Below are 16,559 nucleotides of genomic sequence, written 5' to 3' on the forward strand. Positions count from 1 at the left end.
GGAAGATGGCCGAGGGCGAGTCCGCGCTGCGTGAGCAGTGGAAGCAGCCGGCGCCGAGCACCCCGAAGCCCGGTGAGGCGATGGTGCTGCTGCGGATCCCGAAGTTCGGCCCGGACTGGGAGAAGCCCGTCGTGGAAGGTGTCGGCGAGGACGACCTGACCCGTGGCATCGGGCACTACCCGCAGACACAACTGCCCGGCCGGCCGGGGAACTTCGCGATCGCCGGGCACCGGGTCACCCACGGCTCGCCGTTCCGCAAGTTGCTGGAGCTCCACAAGGGCGACGAGGTGATCGTGGAGACCGCGGACGCCGTCTACACCTACGAGCTGGACGGGTCCCCGCGCGACCTGACCGTGAAGCCCACCGACACCTGGGTGCTGGAGCCCGTCCCCGGCAAGCCCCGGGAGACGCCGACCAGGTCGATCATCACCCTGACGACCTGCCAGGACCTCTTCCACTCCCCGGACAGATCGGTCGCGTTCGGCCGCCTGGTGAAGGTCGGGAAGAAGGCCTGAATGAGGGGCGTGGCGGGCAACCACGGGCCACGCCCCGCCCTTGATCTAAGCTCGACGCCTATGAGCTACGACCGGGACGGACTGCTGGAGCAGGTGAAGTCGAAGGCTGTCGTGCACGGCCGGGTGACGCTGGCGTCGGGGAAGGAAGCCGACTACTACGTCGACCTCCGCCGGATCACGCTGGACGCGGCCGCGGCCCCGCTGATCGGCCCGGCGATGCTCGAGCTGACCGAGGATCTCGCGTACGACGCCGTCGGCGGCCTCACGCTCGGCGCCGACCCGGTCGCGATGTCGATGCTGCACGCGGCCGCCCAGCAGGGGCGCCGGCTGGACGCGTTCGTCGTTCGCAAGGCCGAGAAGACCCACGGTCTGCAGCGCCGGATCGAGGGCCCGGACGTGAAGGGCCGCCGGGTGCTCGCGGTCGAGGACACCTCCACCACCGGCGGCTCGGTGCTGACCGCGGTCGAGGCGTTGCGGGAGGCCGGTGCCGAGGTGGTCGCGGTCGCGGTGATCGTCGACCGTTCCACCGGCGCGCGGGAGAAGGTGGAGTCGGAAGGGCTGGAGTACCGGTCACTGTTCGGGCTCGAGGAGCTCGGGCTCGGCTGATGGACTTCAACCCGGTCCTCCTGGTCCCGATCGCGTTCGTCCTCGCGCTGGGCGTCTTCTACTTCAACTACCTGGCCGCGAAGAAGCGCCGCGAACTGTTCGCCGGTTTCGCCGCCCAGCAGGGGTGGTCGTACCGGCCGGCCGACAACTCGCTGGCGCACCAGTGGGCGGGTACGCCGTTCGGCACCGGTGACAACCGGTGGGTGAAGAACGTGCTGACCGGCGCGTTCAACGGCCATCCGATGGTTGCCTTCGACTACAGCTACCAGACGCACTCGACCGACTCGAAGGGCCGGCGCCGGACGACCACGCACAAGTTCGGCGTGGTCGTGCTGCGGCTTCCCGGCGCACTGCCGCACCTGGAAGTCACCCATGAAGGGATCTTCGGTGGCGCGGTGGCGAACGCCTTCGGGTTCCGCGACCTCCAGTTCGAGAGCGACCAGTTCAACCGGGCGTTCCGGGTGAAGGCGGACGACGAGCGGTTCGGGCACGCGGTGGTGACGCCGCGAATGATGGAGCTGTTGCTGGCCCGCGGTGAGATCGGCTGGCGCGTCGAGGGCAACTCGCTGGTCGGCTGGGACAAGGGGGCGCACGACCCCGCCGAGGTGATGAACCGGCTGGCCCTGCTGCAGCAGGTGGTCGAGCAGGTGCCGCCGTACGTCTGGAAGGACTACGCGGGCGTCGACCCGCGTCTGCAGGGACCCCGGCACCCGTAGAGTCGCACCTGAGCATCGCCAACACTCGGGAGCAGGGGAATGCTGACCTTCGTCGTCACAGCGGTCGTGGCGGTCGTCGTGATCGTGGGAATCGCGCTGATCGTGTCGTACAACCGGTTCGTCAAGCAGCGGAACCTGATCCAGGAGTCGTGGCGCCAGATCGACGTCGAGCTGCACCGGCGCTACGACCTGATCCCGAACCTGGTCGAGAGCGTCCGCGCGTTCGCCGCGCACGAGCGGCACGTGTTCGAGGAGGTCGCCCGGCTGCGCACGCAGGCGGTGAACGTCCAGGGCGCGCCGCCGGAGCAGCGGGCGGCGGCGGAGAGTCAGCTGTCAGGCGCGCTGCGTCAGCTGATGGTCTCGGTCGAGGCGTACCCGCAGCTGCAGTCGAACCAGAACTTCCTCAACCTGCAGCGCGAGCTGACCGACACCGAGGACCGGATCGCGGCCGGCCGGCGGTTCTTCAACGCGAACGTCGGTGACTACAACACCCGGGTCGAGGCGTTCCCGTCGAACCTGATCGCGAACGGCTTCAAGTTCGAGAAGGCCGGCTACTTCGAGGTCAACGACGAGCAGGTCCGCTCCGTCCCGCAGGTCTCGTTCGGCACGATCGGGTCGGTCGCAGGCGAGCAGGCGCCGCCGCAGATGCAGCCCGGGCCGCAGTCGTCCGGCCAGATTCACCCGCAGATTCCGGGTGACCAGAACAACTATCAGGGGCAGCCGCAGTTCCCGGTTCATCCCCAGCAGCAGGGCCAGCAGCAGCCGGCACAGCCGCCGTACCAGCAGCAGCCGGGCCAGTACCAGAGCGGGCCACCGGTAGGCGGCCCGCCTGCGGGTTCCCCCGGCCCACAGGACGGACAGCCGCCGTTCACCGGTGGCCACTAGGCACCGGTTCCCCGTGGTCCGGGACCCCCGACCCCGAACTCCCTACCAGTGCCAGGCCCGGGTGCGACGGCGGTCAGTCGCCGCTCCCAGGCCTGCCCTCCCCCCGGTACCTGGTCTCAACAGTGCCTGAACGAGATACATCCGGCGTACATCGGCCTTCACGCGGGGTGCAACGGGATGCCACGATGGGGCCGGTTCCAGAGTGAGAGGGCACCCAGGTGGACAGTCTGAGGTACGGAATCCTCGGACCTCTGCGCCTCGTTCACGTCCAGGGCCAGCCGCTGCGGGCGGCCAAGCCGCGTCAGCTGCTGGCAACGTTGCTGCTGCACCCCAACCGGTTCGTCTCGACCGACCTGATCGCCGACGCGCTCTGGGAGAACAATCCGCCACGCTCAGCGACGGCGAACATCCGGACCTATGTCCGGGCGCTGCGCGGCGTGCTGCAGGATGCCGGCCTGCCTGCCCCGATCGACACCTCGGCCGCCGGCTACAGCATCGAGGTCGGGGTCGATGAGCTCGACGCCAGCCTGTTCGAGTCGCTGCTCGCCGAAGGCGGCCACCTCCGCGACGCCGGAGACGGCCGCCAGGCCATGCAGGTGCTGTCGCGGGCGTACTCGCTGTGGCGCGGCCGTCCGCTCGAGGACCTGACGATCCCGGCCGCCTGGGAGGGCTCGCTCGCCCGTCTGGAGGCGCAGCACCGCGGACTGGTCGACATGCTCCTCGACCTCCGGCTGGAGCACGGTGACGCCAGTGGCGCGGCCGTGCTGCTCAGCGCGCGCCTCACCGAGGACCCGTACGACGAGCAGCTCTGGCGCCGCCTGGTCGACGCGCTCCTGGCCGCCGGGCGGGTCGGTGAGGCCCGAGCCGTCTACGCCAAGGCCGTGCAGACGCTCGCCGACGAGCTCGACATCGAGCCGGGTCCTGAGCTCGAGGCGGCCGGTGCGCGCGCGGAGAACGGCCGGTCCGCCAACTGGCCGAACCCGGGCATCCCGTCCGCGCGAACGACGCAACGCCCCGGACCGGACGTCGTCCAGCCGGGCCCGATGGCGGCGCCGGAGCTGATGGTCCCGCCGCGGCCGCCCAGCCAGTTGCCCCTCGACCTGCCGGACTTCAGCGGCCGGCAGGAGGAGCTGGAGCAGTTGCGCGACCTCGTCTGCGGCCGTGACCCGGTGCGCCCGCCGATCGCGGTCATCTCGGGTGCGCCCGGCACGGGGAAGACCTCGCTCGCGGTCCGGCTCGGACATCAGGTCCGGGACTTCTTCCCGAACGGCCAGATCTACCTGGACATGCACGGTGCGATCCAGCCCCGGGATCCGGCGGCCGCGCTCACCGACCTGCTGCTCAGCTTCAACCTGCCCGACTACGCGATCCCGACCGATCCCGAGCGGCGCTCGGCGATGCTGCGGTCCGAGCTTGCCAGTCGAAGGGTGCTGATCATCCTCGACGACGTGGCGACGGCGAGCCAGGTGACGCCGCTGATGCCGGGCACCGGTGCGTCCGCGGTTGTCGTCACCAGCCGCAACCGGCTGATGGATCTGTCCGGTGCCGACAGCTTGCCGCTGGACACCTTCGACGACGCCGACGCGGCCGCGCTGCTCGAGCAGGTGGCCGGCGCCGCGCGGATCGACCGAACCTCGGCCGCGGCCGAGGAGATCCTGTCGGCCTGCGGGAACCTGCCGCTGGCGATCCGGATCGTCGGCAGCCGGCTGGCGCAGCGGCCCGACCTGAGCCCGGGCGAGCTGGCCCGGCGGCTGCGGGACGAGACCTCGCGGCTGGACGAGCTGAGCATCGGCGAGCTCGCCGTCCGGACGAGTGCGGATCTGAGCTACGACGCGCTCAGCCCGGAGGAGGCCCGGCTGTACCGGTTGATCGGCCACTTCGCGGTCGGCGTGTTCTCGGCCCGCGCACTCGAGGCGGTCGCGTCGCCGGCCGCCGTACGACGGAGCCTGGACCGGCTGATCGAGGTCAACCTGGTCCGGATCAGCTCGGTCGACCACCGCGGTACGGCGCGCTACCGGGTGCACGATCTGCTCCGGCTGCACGCGATCGGCGTCGGCGACGAGGAGCAGAAGGCGCAGGCGGTCCGGGACGTGACCACCGTGCTGGACGCGATCCTGAACAAGATGCGCCGGGCCAACGCCGCCCTGGCCTTCGAGTACTTCGGCGTGCTCGAGCACACCGGTCCGTTGACCGGGCCGGATCCGTCGCCGTTCACCGAGACCGACGCGATCGCGTGGTTCGACAGTGAGCGCAGTACGTTCGTGCCGGCGATCCGCGCGGCGGCGCAGAACGGGTTGCACGACCACGCCTGGCGGATCGCGTCCGCCTGGGCGCCGTACCTGGACATGCGGGCCGGTTTCGAGGACTGGAACAGCTCGCACCAGCAGGGTCTGCTGAGCGCGGTGGCCTGCGGGGACCGCCGCGGCGAGGCGATCATGCACCGCAACCTCGGCCAGTTGGCGCTGTACCAGGACGACTGGGACACCGCCTGGCGGCACCTCGACACGGCCGCGCGGTTGTCGGCCGAGGTCGGGGAGCGCCTGGGCGAGGGCATCGCGGCCGTCGGGCTCGGCACCTGGCTGCGGGAGCGCGGCAAGCCCGAGGAAGGTCTGCGGCAGTACGAGAAGGCGGTCGAGGCGTTCGTCCAGGTCGGCAACGCCAACGCCGAGGCACTCGCCCGGACCGCGATCGCGAACGTCTGGCTGTCCCGCGGCGACACGGTGACCGCGGGCCGCTACCTGGCCGAAGCCTTCCTGCTCGCCGTACGGCGGGCCGATAGTCACCGTGAGGCCAAGGTACGCCGCCGGGTCGCGGCACTGCGGGCAGCGCAAGGGCGCTACGACCAGGCGGTTCGGCAGTTGCGGACCGCGCTGGCGATCTTCAACGGCATGGGCGACGACCACTGCGCGGCGTACACCCGGGCCGATCTCGGGCAGACACTGATGGAGCGCGGTGAGGTCGCGGCCGCGCGGAAAATGCTGCTCGACTCGATCGACATCGGCCACCGGCTCGGTGACCGCAGCGTCGAGGGACAGGCGGCGCAGCACCTCGGGCAGCTCTACCTGTCCACCGGGAACCTCGACTCGGCCCGCCGTACTCTCGACCGCGCCGCCCGGGTCTGGCAGCAGGCCGGGAACGACGTCCGGGCGGCCGAGTGCCGGCGGGCGGTCGCGGCCTTCGACACCACCACCGCCGCGGGCTGAACCGCTGGGTGGTTGGGCGAATGTACGGCGGGTGTATCCCCGTCGGACAGGATGTGTCCTGCCACGGCGACAGGCCTGGCGATTTCGGGGGATCGGGGAGAAATTGCCATGGCCTGGGGGGAGGTCCTTGTGGAGCGCCGGATCGCGGCCCGGGGAGTGAACCCGCGCGACACCGAAGCAGCACTCAACTGGCAGCTGGAACGGGTGGGATCGACGGCCTGGCAGGACTGGCCGCTGAAGTTCCAGCGAATGGCGTTCGGCTACGCCCAGGACAGCGGCTGGAACGACACGGGTGATGCGGTGCGGTGGCTCGACCATCACGCCCTGCTGCAGGAGGGGGCGGCGCCACGGGGGGCGCTGGTCTGGTACCAGGCGGCCGACCGGATCCGGGTGGCCTGTTCACTCGGCTCCGGTCGAGTGGTCGGCCCGCTGCTGCGCGGCCCGGTCGAGGTGGCCCCGCTCAGCGACCTCTCCACCGACTGGGTTTGGTCGAAGGCACACTTCCCGCTCGGGCACTGACGCCCGGCGCCATCAGTCGTCGGCGCGCTGGGTGGTCGCTGCGGAGTCGGCCAGGCCGGTGTCGGCCACGGTGAGGCTCTCGGCGGGCGCCTCGGTCACCCCGATGGTGGCCGCCTGCGCGCGGGCACGCCGCTTGGCCAGGAACCACTCGACGAACATCGGGACCACCGAGATCAGGACGATCAGCAGGATCGCCGACTCGAGGTGCTCGTGGATGAACTTCACCTGGCCGAGCACGTGGCCGAGCAGGGTCAGGCCGGTGGCCCACAGGACCGCGCCGACGCCGGTCCAGACGAAGAACTTCCGCGGGTCCATTTTGCCCGCGCCGGCCACGACCGTGATGAAGGTGCGGACGATCGGCACGAACCGGGCCAGCACCAGCGCCCGCGGACCGTACTTCTCGAAGAACGCGTGCGTCTCCTCGATGTACTTCGGTTTCAGGAACCGCGCGTTCGGGTTGGTGAACAGCGTGGTCCCGAGCACCCTGCCGATGTAGTAGCCGGACACGTTGCCGAGGAACGCGGCCACGGTCAGGATCACGCAGGCCAGCCACAGCGGCACGTCGATCGTGCCGTGCGCGATGAACAGGCCGACGGCGAACAGCAGCGAATCACCGGGCAGGATCGGGAACAGCAGCCCGCACTCGATGAACACGACCGCGGCGGTTCCCCAGAGGGACCAGTCACCCAGCCAGTTCAGCAGGTATTCCGGGTCCATCCAGTTCGGCATCAGCATCGCGACGAGAGAAAGCACGCGCACAGGGTAGCGTCCCAACCTGTGCAAAAGCTTGCTCGAGACGCGAAGCGGGACCGGAACGGCGCTGACGACCGGGCCGGTGGGGTGGGGAAGGAGTCAGACATGGCCGGGCCGAACGAGGTCGGAGTGGGCCCGTGGCAGGGTGACCGGCCCGACGATCCGCGGCTGGATCCGGAACTGCTCGCGTCCGGTGACCGACGCAACGTGGTCGACAAGTACCGGTACTGGACGCTGGAGGCGATCGTCGCCGACCTCGACCGGCAGCGGAACCCGTTCCACGTCGCGATCGAGAACTGGCAGCACGACCTGAACATCGGCTCGGTCGTCCGGACCGCGAACGCCTTCCTGGCCGCCGAGGTGCACATCGTCGGCAACCGGAGGTGGAACCGCCGTGGCGCGATGGTCACCGACCGCTACCAGCACGTCCGCCACCACCCGCGCCTCGACGACCTGGCGGCGTACGCCGCCGGGCACGGCCTGCCCGTGATCGGGATCGACAACCTGCCCGGCTCGCTCCCGCTGGAGACGTACGAACTGCCGGCCGCCTGCATCCTCCTCTTCGGTCAGGAGGGCCCCGGCCTGACCGAGGACGCCCACGCGATCTGCACCGACGTCCTGTCGATCGCCCAGTTCGGCTCCACCCGCTCGATCAACGCCAGCGCCGCTGCCGCGATCGCCCTGCACGCCTGGATCCGCCGCCACACCTTCGGGCAGAAGCCATGACAGTCGACGACACGATCTGGTGGCAGGTCTACCCGCTCGGCTTCACCGGCGCCGAGCAGACCTCCGGTACGACGGTCGTCCACCGCCTCGGCAGGTTGACGAACTGGCTCGACTACGTGGTCGACCTCGGCTGCACGGGGTTGCTGCTCGGGCCGGTGTTCGCGTCCGAGACGCACGGCTACGACACCGTGGACCACTTCCGCATCGATCCGCGGCTCGGGGACGACGCGGACTTCGACCGGCTGGTCGCGGAGGCCAGGAAGCGCGGACTGCGGGTCGCGCTCGACGGAGTGTTCAACCACGTCGCCCGATCGTTCGACGCACCGCCCGAGTGGTTCCGCCGCCGCGCCGACGGGTCGCTCGCCACCTTCGAGGGCCACGGCCACCTGGTCGCGCTGGACCACAGTCAGCCGGCGGTCGCGCAGTACGTGAAGAACGTCCTGTCGCACTGGCTCGGCCGTGGTGCCGACGGGTGGCGGCTCGACGCGGCGTACGCCGTACCGCCGGAGTTCTGGCGGGCCGTCCTGCCACGGGAGGAGTTCCCGGAGGCGTGGTTCTTCGGTGAGGTCATCCACGGCGACTACGCCGGGTACGTCGCGGCGAGCGGCCTCGACTCGGTCACGCAGTACGAGCTGTGGAAGGCGATCTGGAGCTCACTGAACGACGGCAACCTCTACGAGCTGGCCCACGCGCTGGAGCGGCATGACGCGCTGCTGGACACGTTCGTGCCGCAGACCTTCGTCGGCAACCACGACGTCACCCGGATCGCCACGCAGTTGGTCGACGAGCGACATCTCGGGCACGCGCTCGCGATCCTGGTCGCGGTCGGCGGCGTACCGAGTGTCTACTCCGGTGACGAGCAGGCGTTCCACGGGCTGAAGGAGGACCGGGCCGGCGGCGACGACGCGATCCGGCCGGCGTTCCCGGAGACGCCGGCGGAGCTCGCTCCGGACGGGCTCTCGACGTACCGGCTGCATCAGGAGTTGATCGGCGTACGGCGGCGCAACGCCTGGCTCACGCGTGCACGGACGAAGGTCGAGCACCTGACCAACGAGACGATCGCGCTCCGGACGACCGGTGACGGCGAGGTGCTTCTGCTGCTCAACCTCTCGGACTCCCCCCGGAAGTTCCCGGTCTCCGCGGCCGGGCTGACCGCGGACGATCCGCTCGTCGTCCCGGCCCACGACTGGAGATTGCTGACGGGCCCGTAACCTCGGCCGATGCTTCCCCGTTGTGCAGCGTGAGGACGTGTGAGGCTTCTCGACCAGAGTCGGACCCCAACTGAGGTGGGGCCCCGGGTCTGCGCGGGAAAGGGGGTAGTTGATGAGTTCTCTGTGGGATGAGTTGATCTACGAGCTGGGGACCGTGCGCGCCTTGAGCGCGGCGGCTCTGGAAGCGCGCACGGAAACGTCCCGGGTCGCGCTGATCACCCTTTTGGACGCCGAGACCGCCGAGATCTCGGCGATCCTGGACCGGATCCTGCGGGAGACACACCAGTCGTCGGCGGCCTAGTGAGCCCGCTTGGTCAGCGGCCCAGCAGGGTGGACAGGACCTGTTGGAGGGTCTCCGCGGCATCGTCGGGGAGCCCGGACGACCGGTAGGCGACGTGCGCGTCCGGGCGGATCAGGAGACACCCGTCGTCCGGGATCTCCCGCGCCCGGGCCCAGTCGCCGTACAGGTCGTCGAGCTCGTGACCCGGCCCGATCACGAACGGTTCGACCGGTACGCCGAGGTGCTCGGACACCGCCTGCGCCGCCTTCACCCACGCCTCGCCGCCGATGCCTGTGAGCAGGGTGAAGCGGCCCTTGCCGACGACGTCGAGGGTGCTGACGGTCTCCGATCCGCGGGTCAGCCAGCAGTGCGGGACCCGCGCACCCGGCCACGTCGTCGGGTGGTAGTACAGTTCCGGATCCCGGTCGTACGCCGGTTCCGCCGTACCGTCGTCGACGACCGCGGCCGACCGGTAGCGCTGGCCGAGCTCGACACCGTGGGCGTTGAACTCGTAGTCCTTCAACTCGATCGCGGTCCGCAGTTCGTCCCGCTGGGCGGCGCCTTCCGGCGTGTCGTCCTTGCGGGACTCGATCGTCCGCCCGGGTGGGGCGTCCGGCGTCATCCCGAGCGCGCGGAAGATCTGGCCGAACTGCGTGCGGCTCTTGTTCGCCCGTTCCACGATCTGCCGGGCAATCGGCACCCGCTCCTCGTCGTAGCTGTCGAGGAGGGCGGGGGCGGCGTGGCCCTTTAGGACCAGCGAGAGCTTCCAGGCCAGGTTGTACGCGTCCTGGATCGACGTGTTCGAGCCGAGGCCATTGCTCGGCGGGTGCCGGTGGATCGCGTCGCCCATGCAGAACACCCGGCCGACGGTCGCCTTCTGGGCGTACATGTGGTTGACGCTCCAGACCGACGTACTCTTCAGCTTCACGTCGATCGTGTCGTCGCCGACCAGGTTGTGCACGATCTCGGTCGCCATCGCCTCGTCGACCACCGGGGCCGGCTGGGTGATGTCGTAGCCCCAGACGATCAGCCACTCGTTCCACGGCCGGACCATCCGGATCAGCCCGGCGCCGATCCCGCCGATCTGAGCGCCCGGCTGCAAAACCCAGTACAGGACGCTCGGGCGATGGGCGACGTACCGGGAGAGGTCGGCCTCGAAGACGATGTTCATCGACCCCTCGACGTCCATCGAGCCGGCCATCGGCAGACCGATGTCCTGGGCCACCTTGCTGCGACCGCCGTCCGCCCCGATCAGGTACTTCGCCCGGATCTGGTACGTCGTGTCGCCAGGGTGCGCCTGGTCGGGGCCGGAGGCAGAGCGCAGTCGGTCGCGGACCGTCGCGGTGACTCCGTCCTCGTCCTGCTCCAGCGACAGATACTCGGTGTTGAACCGCAGCCGTGCGCCGCGCTCGGCCGCCGTACTGAGGAGAATCGGCTCGAACAGGGTCTGCGGCAGGTCGCAGGGCAGCGTCGGGCTGGCTTCGGTGTAGTCGGCCAGCCGGCGCGGATGCGTTCCCCAGGTGCGAATCCGGCCGATCTCCTCACCGGCGAGGCTGGTGCAGAACGCGGTCTCACCCATCAGCGCGTGCTCGGTGCCCTTGGCGGCCACCTGGTCCTCGATGCCCATGTCCCGCATGAGCTCGATCGTGCGCTGGTTGGTGATGTGGGCCCGCGGCGTGTTGGCGGTCCAGCCGTACCTGGTGAGGACGACGTTGTCGACGCCGTACGTGGACAGGAACAGTGAGGCGGCTCCGCCGGCCGGACCGCTGCCCACGATGAGCACGTCGGTGGTGATCACTGGGTCTCCTCGGTGGTGGCGAGCACCAAGTCGTAGTGGACGGTGTAGTAGGGCCGGCCGGGCGTCGTGCCGTCGGGGGCGGCGGTGCCCGCCGGGTGTTCGGTGAACTCGGCGACCAGGGAGTCCTTGACGCCGAAGACCGCGTCGTCCTCGAGGTGCTCGTCACCGGCGGCGAACACGTGGGTGATGAGCCGGGAGTACCCGGGCGCGGTCACCATGAAGTGGATGTGGGCCGGCCGCATCGGGCCGCGGCCGCCCGCCCGGAGCAGCTCACCGACCGGGCCGTCGTCCGGGATCGGGTAGGCGACCGGCTTCACCGCCCAGAACGCATAGTTGCCGTCGGCATCGGTATGCAGGTGGCCGCGGTTCTGCGGCCCGTCGAGGTTCTTCTGGACGTCGTAGAACCCCTCCTCGTCGGCCTGCCAGGTCTCCACCAGGGCGCCCGCAACCGGTTCGCCCTTCGTGTTCAGAACCCGCCCACTCACCAGGCAGGGCCGGCCGGGCGCGCCGTTCGCGATGTCGCCGCCGATCCCGACCTCCGGCGATCCCTCGACGAAGAAGGGCCCGAACACGGTCGACTGCGTCGCCCCCGGCGGCTTGCGGTTCTCCAGGCCCACGGTCAGCATCGACAGCCCGAGTACGTCGGCCAGCAGCACGAACTCCTGACGCGTGCCGGTGGAGATCTGGCCCGTCCGGGTGAGGAAGTCGATCGCGGCGAAGTACTCGTCCTCGGTCAGCTCCACCTCGCGCGCGAACGCGTGCAGATGTCTGACCAGACTCGTCAGCAGAGTCCGGGTACGCGGGTCGGTGCTGTTGCCGAAACTGGCTACCACAGCCTCGGTGAGGCCGTCGCCCTGCAGATCCATCTGGTTGCTCCTCATGCTTCGATCACCATCGCCAGGCCCTGGCCCACTCCGATGCACAGGGTGGCCAGGCCGTATCCACCGCCGCGCCGTCTGAGCTCGTGGACGAGCGTGGTGAGAATCCGGGTGCCCGAACTGCCGAGCGGATGGCCGAGGGCGATCGCTCCGCCGTTCACGTTCAGCTTGTCGCGGTCGAGCTCCGGCCACTGTCCGAGGCAGGCCAGACTCTGGGCGGCGTACGCCTCGTTGAGCTCGACCAGGGTCAGGTCGTCCCAGCCGATCCCGGCCTTGCGCAACGCCTTCCGGGACGCCTCGACCGGGCCGATCCCGAAGTACTGCGGATCGACGGCGTGGACCGCCCGGCTGACGATCCGCGCCATCGGCTCAAGACCCAGCCTGTCAGCGGCTTCCTCGCCGGCCAGCAGCACCGCCGAGGCGCCGTCGTTCAAAGTGCTCGCGTTGCCCGCGGTGACGGTGCCGTCCGGCCGGAACGCCGGTTCGAGTCGCGCCATCGTCTCGGGCGTGCCGCCGTCGCGGATCGACTCGTCCCTTGTCAGTGGCGGCCCGGCGACAGCGAGACGGTCCCAGGGAACGAGTTCCGCGTCGAAGGTGCCGGCCGCCCAGGCCTTGGCCGCCTTCTCGTGACTCTCCAGGGCGAACAGGTCCTGGGCTTCGCGGGAGATGCCGTAGCGCTCGGCGAGCAGCTCGGTGGCCTCGCCGAGGGAGATCGTCCACTCCTTCGGCATCCTCGGGTTGACCAGCCGCCAGCCGAGGGAGGTCGACTCCGCGGCCAGGCTGCCGTGCGGGTAGGCGCGGTCCGGTTTCGGCAGCACCCAGGGCGCGCGGCTCATCGACTCCACGCCGCCCGCGATGACCAGGTCGGCGTCGTTCGTCTCGATCGCCCGTGCTGCCTGGACGGCCGCTTCGAGACCGGACCCGCACAGGCGGTTGACCGTCGTCCCGGGGACGCTGGTGGGGAAACCGGCCAGCAACGCGGCCATCCGGGCGACGTCGCGGTTCTCCTCACCGGCGCCGTTCGCGTTGCCGAGGAAGACGTCGTCGAGGTCGGTCGGGTCCAGGCCGGTGCGGCACGCCAGTTCTTTCAGGGTGGCCGCGGCGAGGTCGTCGGGCCGCGCGGAGGCGAGCGCGCCGCCGAGCTTGCCGACCGGCGTGCGGACCGCGTCCAGGATGTAGGCGGGTCTCATCGGGCTGCTCCTTCCGGCCTGGCACCCGCCCAGGCGCGGCTGAGGATGTCTTCGGCGTCGAAGATCCGGCCGGCTTCGCGGGCCTGGTTCTCGGTCAGCCCCAATTCCCTCAGGCTGGTGGGCAGGCCGGCGTCGGCCACCAGGTCGTAGAGACCGGTCGCCAGATCCGCTGTCTGGAGTGCATCCTCCAGCCGGGCCTTCGCTCGGGGGACGTTGGTGGCCTTGACCCTGGCGACCTGGGGGAGGACCACCGCATGCGTCTCCGCGTGCGGCAGGTTGTACGTGCCGCCGAGGTGGTGGCACAGCTTGTGGTGCAGATCCGAGCCCGCACTCGCGAACGCCGAGCCGGCGAGGCAGGCGCCGTACATCAGGTCGCTCCGCGCCTCCAGGTCCGGTTGCTCGAGCACCCGGCGGAGTCCGGCGGCGAGCGCCCGGGCTGCTTCGACCGCTGTGGTCTCGGTGATCGGGTCGGCCTTGGCCGTCCACACCGCCTCGACACAGTGCGCCAACGCGTTCGCGACGCTGGCCGCAGTCAGCTTCGTCGGCAGGCGCATGGTGAGAACTGGGTCGTAGACGACCGACTTCGGCAGCACCTTCGGATCCGAGCCGGTGGTCTTGCCATCGGCGGACGTCTCACCCCAGACCGGTGTCATCTCCGACCCCGCGTACGTCGTCGGCACCGCGACGATCGGGCTCCCGGTCGTCAGCGCGACCGCCTTGGCCAGTCCGATCGCCGACCCGCCACCGATCGCGACCAGGCCGTCCGCGCCGACCAGCCGAGCCTTCTCCCGGGCCCGCTCGGCGACCTCGGTCGGCACGTGCCGGGTCACGCCGTCGATGCGGCCCGCGAACCGGTCCGTCAACTCGATCTCGACCACGTCGGCCGCGTCCCGGGCGGACCTGGTTGCGATCAGCAACACCCGCCGTACGTCCAGCAGTGCGGCCTCGCCGGCCACGCGGTCCAGCGTTCCGGGACCGAGCACGACCCGGCCGGGCAGGAACGTGTGCACGAATCCCTTCACCGGCTCAGGCATCGACCGGCTCCCGGTTGCGCAGCCGGCGGAGAGCAGTGAGTTCGGCGGCGGTCGGTGGGTCGACCTGCTTGATGCTGTCGGCAACCTTCAGGGCCCAGCCGGTGGCCTGCCGCGCCTGCTCCACGGTCACACCCGGGTGCAGCCTGGTCAGCGTCAGCTCGTTGGTGTCCGGGTCGGGCTCGAGTACGCCGTGATCGGTGATCACCAGCGTCGGGCCGGCGCCGCGGGCCCGGCGCTCGCGTCCGGTCGGGCCGTAGCCGACGGAGCTGACGAAGTCGACCTGCTCGACGAACGTGCGCGGTGACTGCTTGACGATCACGATCACCCGGCCGGCCGAGGCCGCGATCTCCGGTGCGCCGCCGGCACCCGGCAGCCGGGTCCTGGGGTTGTCGTGGTCGCCGATCACCGTCGTGTTGAGGTTGCCGAACCGGTCGATCTGCGCGGCGCCCAGGAACCCGACGTCGATCCGCCCGGCGCCGACCCAGTAGTTGAACATCTCCGGCACCGACACCACCGCGGTCGCCGTTGCGGCCAAGTCGTCGTCGCCGATCGACAACGGGAGCCTGCGCGGCCTGGCGTCGATCGCGCCCGACTCGTACACGAGCCGGCAGGCCGGTGCGTGCGTCCGCCGGGCGAGGTTGGCCGCGAGGTTGGGCGGGCCGACGCCGACCAGGCAGACATCCCCGTCGTGCAGTTCGCGGGCGGCCGCGACGTTCATCATGTCCGCGCTCTCCCAGGAGTCAGACATGTGCGCCCACCTCCTCCGTGGTGGGCAGTCCGTTCTCCCGCGCCCAGGCGAGGAAGGCCTCGCGATCCCGCGACACCGCGTCCCACTGCTGGTAGAAGTCGTTGTCGCGCACCGAATAGCCAGCGGCGTACGAAGGCCAGGCACCACCCGGTACGACGCAGACCGCCGACAGCACCCAGTTCGGCAGCACGACCGCACCGGTCCGCTCCGGGAACTCGTCCACCACCTCTTCCACCGTGACGATCGCCTGCTGCGCCGCCAGCACGGCCTCACGCTGTACGCCGGTGATGCCCCAGAGCATGACGTTGCCGTCGCGGTCCGCCAGTTGCGCGTGGATGACGGCGACATCCGGGTTCACCGCCTTCACCGCGGCCAACTCCTCACCGGTGAACGGGCAGGTGACCCGGCCGACGATGTCCCGCTGCTCCTCCAGGTCGGTGCCGCGGTACCCGCGCAGTACGGCGAAGGGCAGTCGGGCGGCGCCGGCGACGTACGCGTTCGCGAGGCCGGCGTGGCTGTGCTCGTGGACCACGAGCCGGTGCGGCCAGTGCCGCTCGACCGCGTCCCGGAACCGGTGGAGTGAGCCGACGCCCGGGTTGCCGCCGTACGAGAACACCAACTCGTCCGCGACGCCCAGCCCGATGAGTTGGTCGTAGACGAGATCCGGCGTCATCCGGACGAGGGTCAGGTGCCGGCGACCCTGCCGGGCGATCTCGTGGGCCGCCGCGAACGGGATCAGGTGGGTGAAGCCTTCGAGGGCCACCGTGTCGCCGTCGTGCACGTGCGCCGCGATCGCTTCGCCGAGAGGAACTGGACGTGGCATGCGCTGCTCCGCTAGGATTTCGCTGAGCGAAAAATTCTTCTTTCAACGAAAAGGCTAGCCGATGGCCGGTGAGGCGTCCACAGGGACGTTCCTGCAAGGGCTCGACCGCGGGCTCGCGGTGATCCGCGCGTTCTCGGCGGACGCGCCCTCGCTGACGCTGAGCGAGGTCGCCCGCGACGTCGGGATCACCCCGGCGACGGCCCGGCGGATCCTCCTCACGCTCTCGGAGCTCGGCTACGTCCGCAGTGACGGCCGGCGGTTCTCACTCACGCCGCGTGTACTCGCGCTCGGGTGGGCCTACTTGTCGTCGCTGGACTTCGGCGAGATCGCCGGGCCGTTCATGGAGGAACTCAGCGCGACGACCCGCGAGTCCTGCTCGATCGCCACGCTCGACCTCCCCGACATCGTGTACGTCGCCCGCGTGCCGACCAGCCGGATCATGACGGTCGCGCTCGGCGTGGGTGCGCGGCTGCCGGCGTACGCGACCTCCATGGGTCGGGTGCTGCTCGCCGGACTGCCCGGCGACGAGCTGACCGAGTACCTCTCGACGGTGAAACCCGAGCCCCTGACCGACCGCACGGTGACGTCGGCGGACGGACTTCGCGAGGTCGTCGACCGTGCTCGCGTGGACGGCTACGCCGTGGTCGACCAGGAGCTGGAACTCGGCCTCCGCT

At 70.3% G+C, this 16,559-nt stretch carries 17 protein-coding genes; 10 read left to right on the top strand and 7 right to left on the bottom strand.

Annotated elements, in window-relative coordinates; translation table 11 throughout:
• From E1218_RS28980 to E1218_RS29005, 6 genes are all read left to right on the top strand, one after another.
• A partial coding sequence (locus E1218_RS28980; protein WP_233712546.1) for a class E sortase occupies positions 1–515 on the top strand: 515 nt, incomplete at its 5' end.
• A gap of 60 nt (positions 516–575) precedes the next feature.
• Positions 576–1,121 carry an orotate phosphoribosyltransferase gene (pyrE, locus tag E1218_RS28985; RefSeq protein WP_132325930.1) on the top strand — a complete coding sequence of 182 codons (546 nt, stop codon included), beginning with the start codon at positions 576–578 and terminating at the stop codon, positions 1,119–1,121.
• Positions 1,121–1,837, top strand: a complete 717-nt coding sequence (locus tag E1218_RS28990) for a hypothetical protein (protein ID WP_233712547.1) — start codon at positions 1,121–1,123, stop codon at positions 1,835–1,837. Before pyrE ends, E1218_RS28990 begins: the two co-directional genes overlap by 1 nt.
• Positions 1,838–1,876: 39 nt before the next feature.
• Complete coding sequence (locus E1218_RS28995) at positions 1,877–2,722, top strand: LemA family protein (protein ID WP_233712548.1); 846 nt, start codon at positions 1,877–1,879, stop codon at positions 2,720–2,722.
• Between the two features lie 218 nt (positions 2,723–2,940).
• Complete coding sequence (locus tag E1218_RS29000; RefSeq protein ID WP_132325932.1) at positions 2,941–5,925, top strand: AfsR/SARP family transcriptional regulator; 2,985 nt, start codon at positions 2,941–2,943, stop codon at positions 5,923–5,925.
• A 108-nt stretch (positions 5,926–6,033) separates the two neighbouring features.
• Complete coding sequence (locus tag E1218_RS29005; RefSeq protein ID WP_132325934.1) at positions 6,034–6,444, top strand: hypothetical protein; 411 nt, start codon at positions 6,034–6,036, stop codon at positions 6,442–6,444.
• Positions 6,445–6,456: 12 nt separating this feature from the next.
• Here the strand turns inward: E1218_RS29005 and E1218_RS29010 are convergent, their stop codons facing one another.
• On the bottom strand, positions 6,457–7,197 hold the full coding sequence (locus E1218_RS29010; RefSeq protein WP_267900335.1) for a DedA family protein: 741 nt from the start codon (positions 7,195–7,197) through the stop codon (positions 6,457–6,459).
• Between the two features lie 105 nt (positions 7,198–7,302).
• On the opposite strand from E1218_RS29010, the gene E1218_RS29015 reads away from it, so the two are divergent.
• The 3 genes from E1218_RS29015 (at position 7,303) to E1218_RS29025 (ending at position 9,435) form a co-directional block, all read left to right on the top strand.
• Positions 7,303–7,923 (top strand): TrmH family RNA methyltransferase, encoded by a 621-nt coding sequence (locus E1218_RS29015; protein WP_132325936.1) that lies wholly within the window; start codon positions 7,303–7,305, stop codon positions 7,921–7,923.
• Complete coding sequence (locus tag E1218_RS29020) at positions 7,920–9,134, top strand: alpha-amylase family protein (RefSeq protein WP_132325938.1); 1,215 nt, start codon at positions 7,920–7,922, stop codon at positions 9,132–9,134. The genes E1218_RS29015 and E1218_RS29020 overlap by 4 nt, the downstream gene beginning before the upstream one ends.
• A gap of 112 nt (positions 9,135–9,246) precedes the next feature.
• Entirely contained in the window at positions 9,247–9,435 is a 189-nt protein-coding gene (locus tag E1218_RS29025; RefSeq protein WP_132325940.1) for a hypothetical protein, read from the top strand.
• Between the two features lie 13 nt (positions 9,436–9,448).
• Here the strand turns inward: E1218_RS29025 and E1218_RS29030 are convergent, their stop codons facing one another.
• Genes E1218_RS29030 through E1218_RS29055 form a run of 6 tightly spaced genes read right to left on the bottom strand, consistent with a single transcriptional unit; the run spans position 9,449 to position 15,885 of the window.
• Entirely contained in the window at positions 9,449–11,212 is a 1,764-nt protein-coding gene (locus tag E1218_RS29030; protein ID WP_132325942.1) for an FAD-dependent oxidoreductase, read from the bottom strand.
• The gene (locus tag E1218_RS29035; RefSeq protein ID WP_202866250.1) at positions 11,209–12,093 is read right to left on the bottom strand and encodes an intradiol ring-cleavage dioxygenase; all 885 of its coding nucleotides are present in this window, start codon (positions 12,091–12,093) and stop codon (positions 11,209–11,211) included. The genes E1218_RS29030 and E1218_RS29035 overlap by 4 nt, the downstream gene beginning before the upstream one ends.
• Positions 12,090–13,280, bottom strand: a complete 1,191-nt coding sequence (locus E1218_RS29040) for a thiolase family protein (RefSeq protein WP_132325944.1) — start codon at positions 13,278–13,280, stop codon at positions 12,090–12,092. Before E1218_RS29040 ends, E1218_RS29035 begins: the two co-directional genes overlap by 4 nt.
• Complete coding sequence (locus E1218_RS29045; protein WP_132325946.1) at positions 13,277–14,314, bottom strand: maleylacetate reductase; 1,038 nt, start codon at positions 14,312–14,314, stop codon at positions 13,277–13,279. Before E1218_RS29045 ends, E1218_RS29040 begins: the two co-directional genes overlap by 4 nt.
• Complete coding sequence (locus E1218_RS29050) at positions 14,307–15,062, bottom strand: CoA-transferase subunit beta (RefSeq protein ID WP_132325948.1); 756 nt, start codon at positions 15,060–15,062, stop codon at positions 14,307–14,309. Before E1218_RS29050 ends, E1218_RS29045 begins: the two co-directional genes overlap by 8 nt.
• Positions 15,055–15,885 carry a CoA transferase subunit A gene (locus tag E1218_RS29055; protein ID WP_132325950.1) on the bottom strand — a complete coding sequence of 277 codons (831 nt, stop codon included), beginning with the start codon at positions 15,883–15,885 and terminating at the stop codon, positions 15,055–15,057. The genes E1218_RS29050 and E1218_RS29055 overlap by 8 nt, the downstream gene beginning before the upstream one ends.
• 61 nt (positions 15,886–15,946) lie before the next feature.
• Between E1218_RS29055 and E1218_RS29060 the strand changes: the two genes are divergently transcribed.
• Positions 15,947–16,559 (top strand): IclR family transcriptional regulator domain-containing protein (locus E1218_RS29060; protein ID WP_132325951.1); only part of this gene is annotated, 613 nt, incomplete at its 3' end.

Source organism: Kribbella turkmenica, assembly GCF_004348725.1.
GTDB classification, from domain to species: Bacteria; Actinomycetota; Actinomycetes; order Propionibacteriales; family Kribbellaceae; genus Kribbella; species Kribbella turkmenica.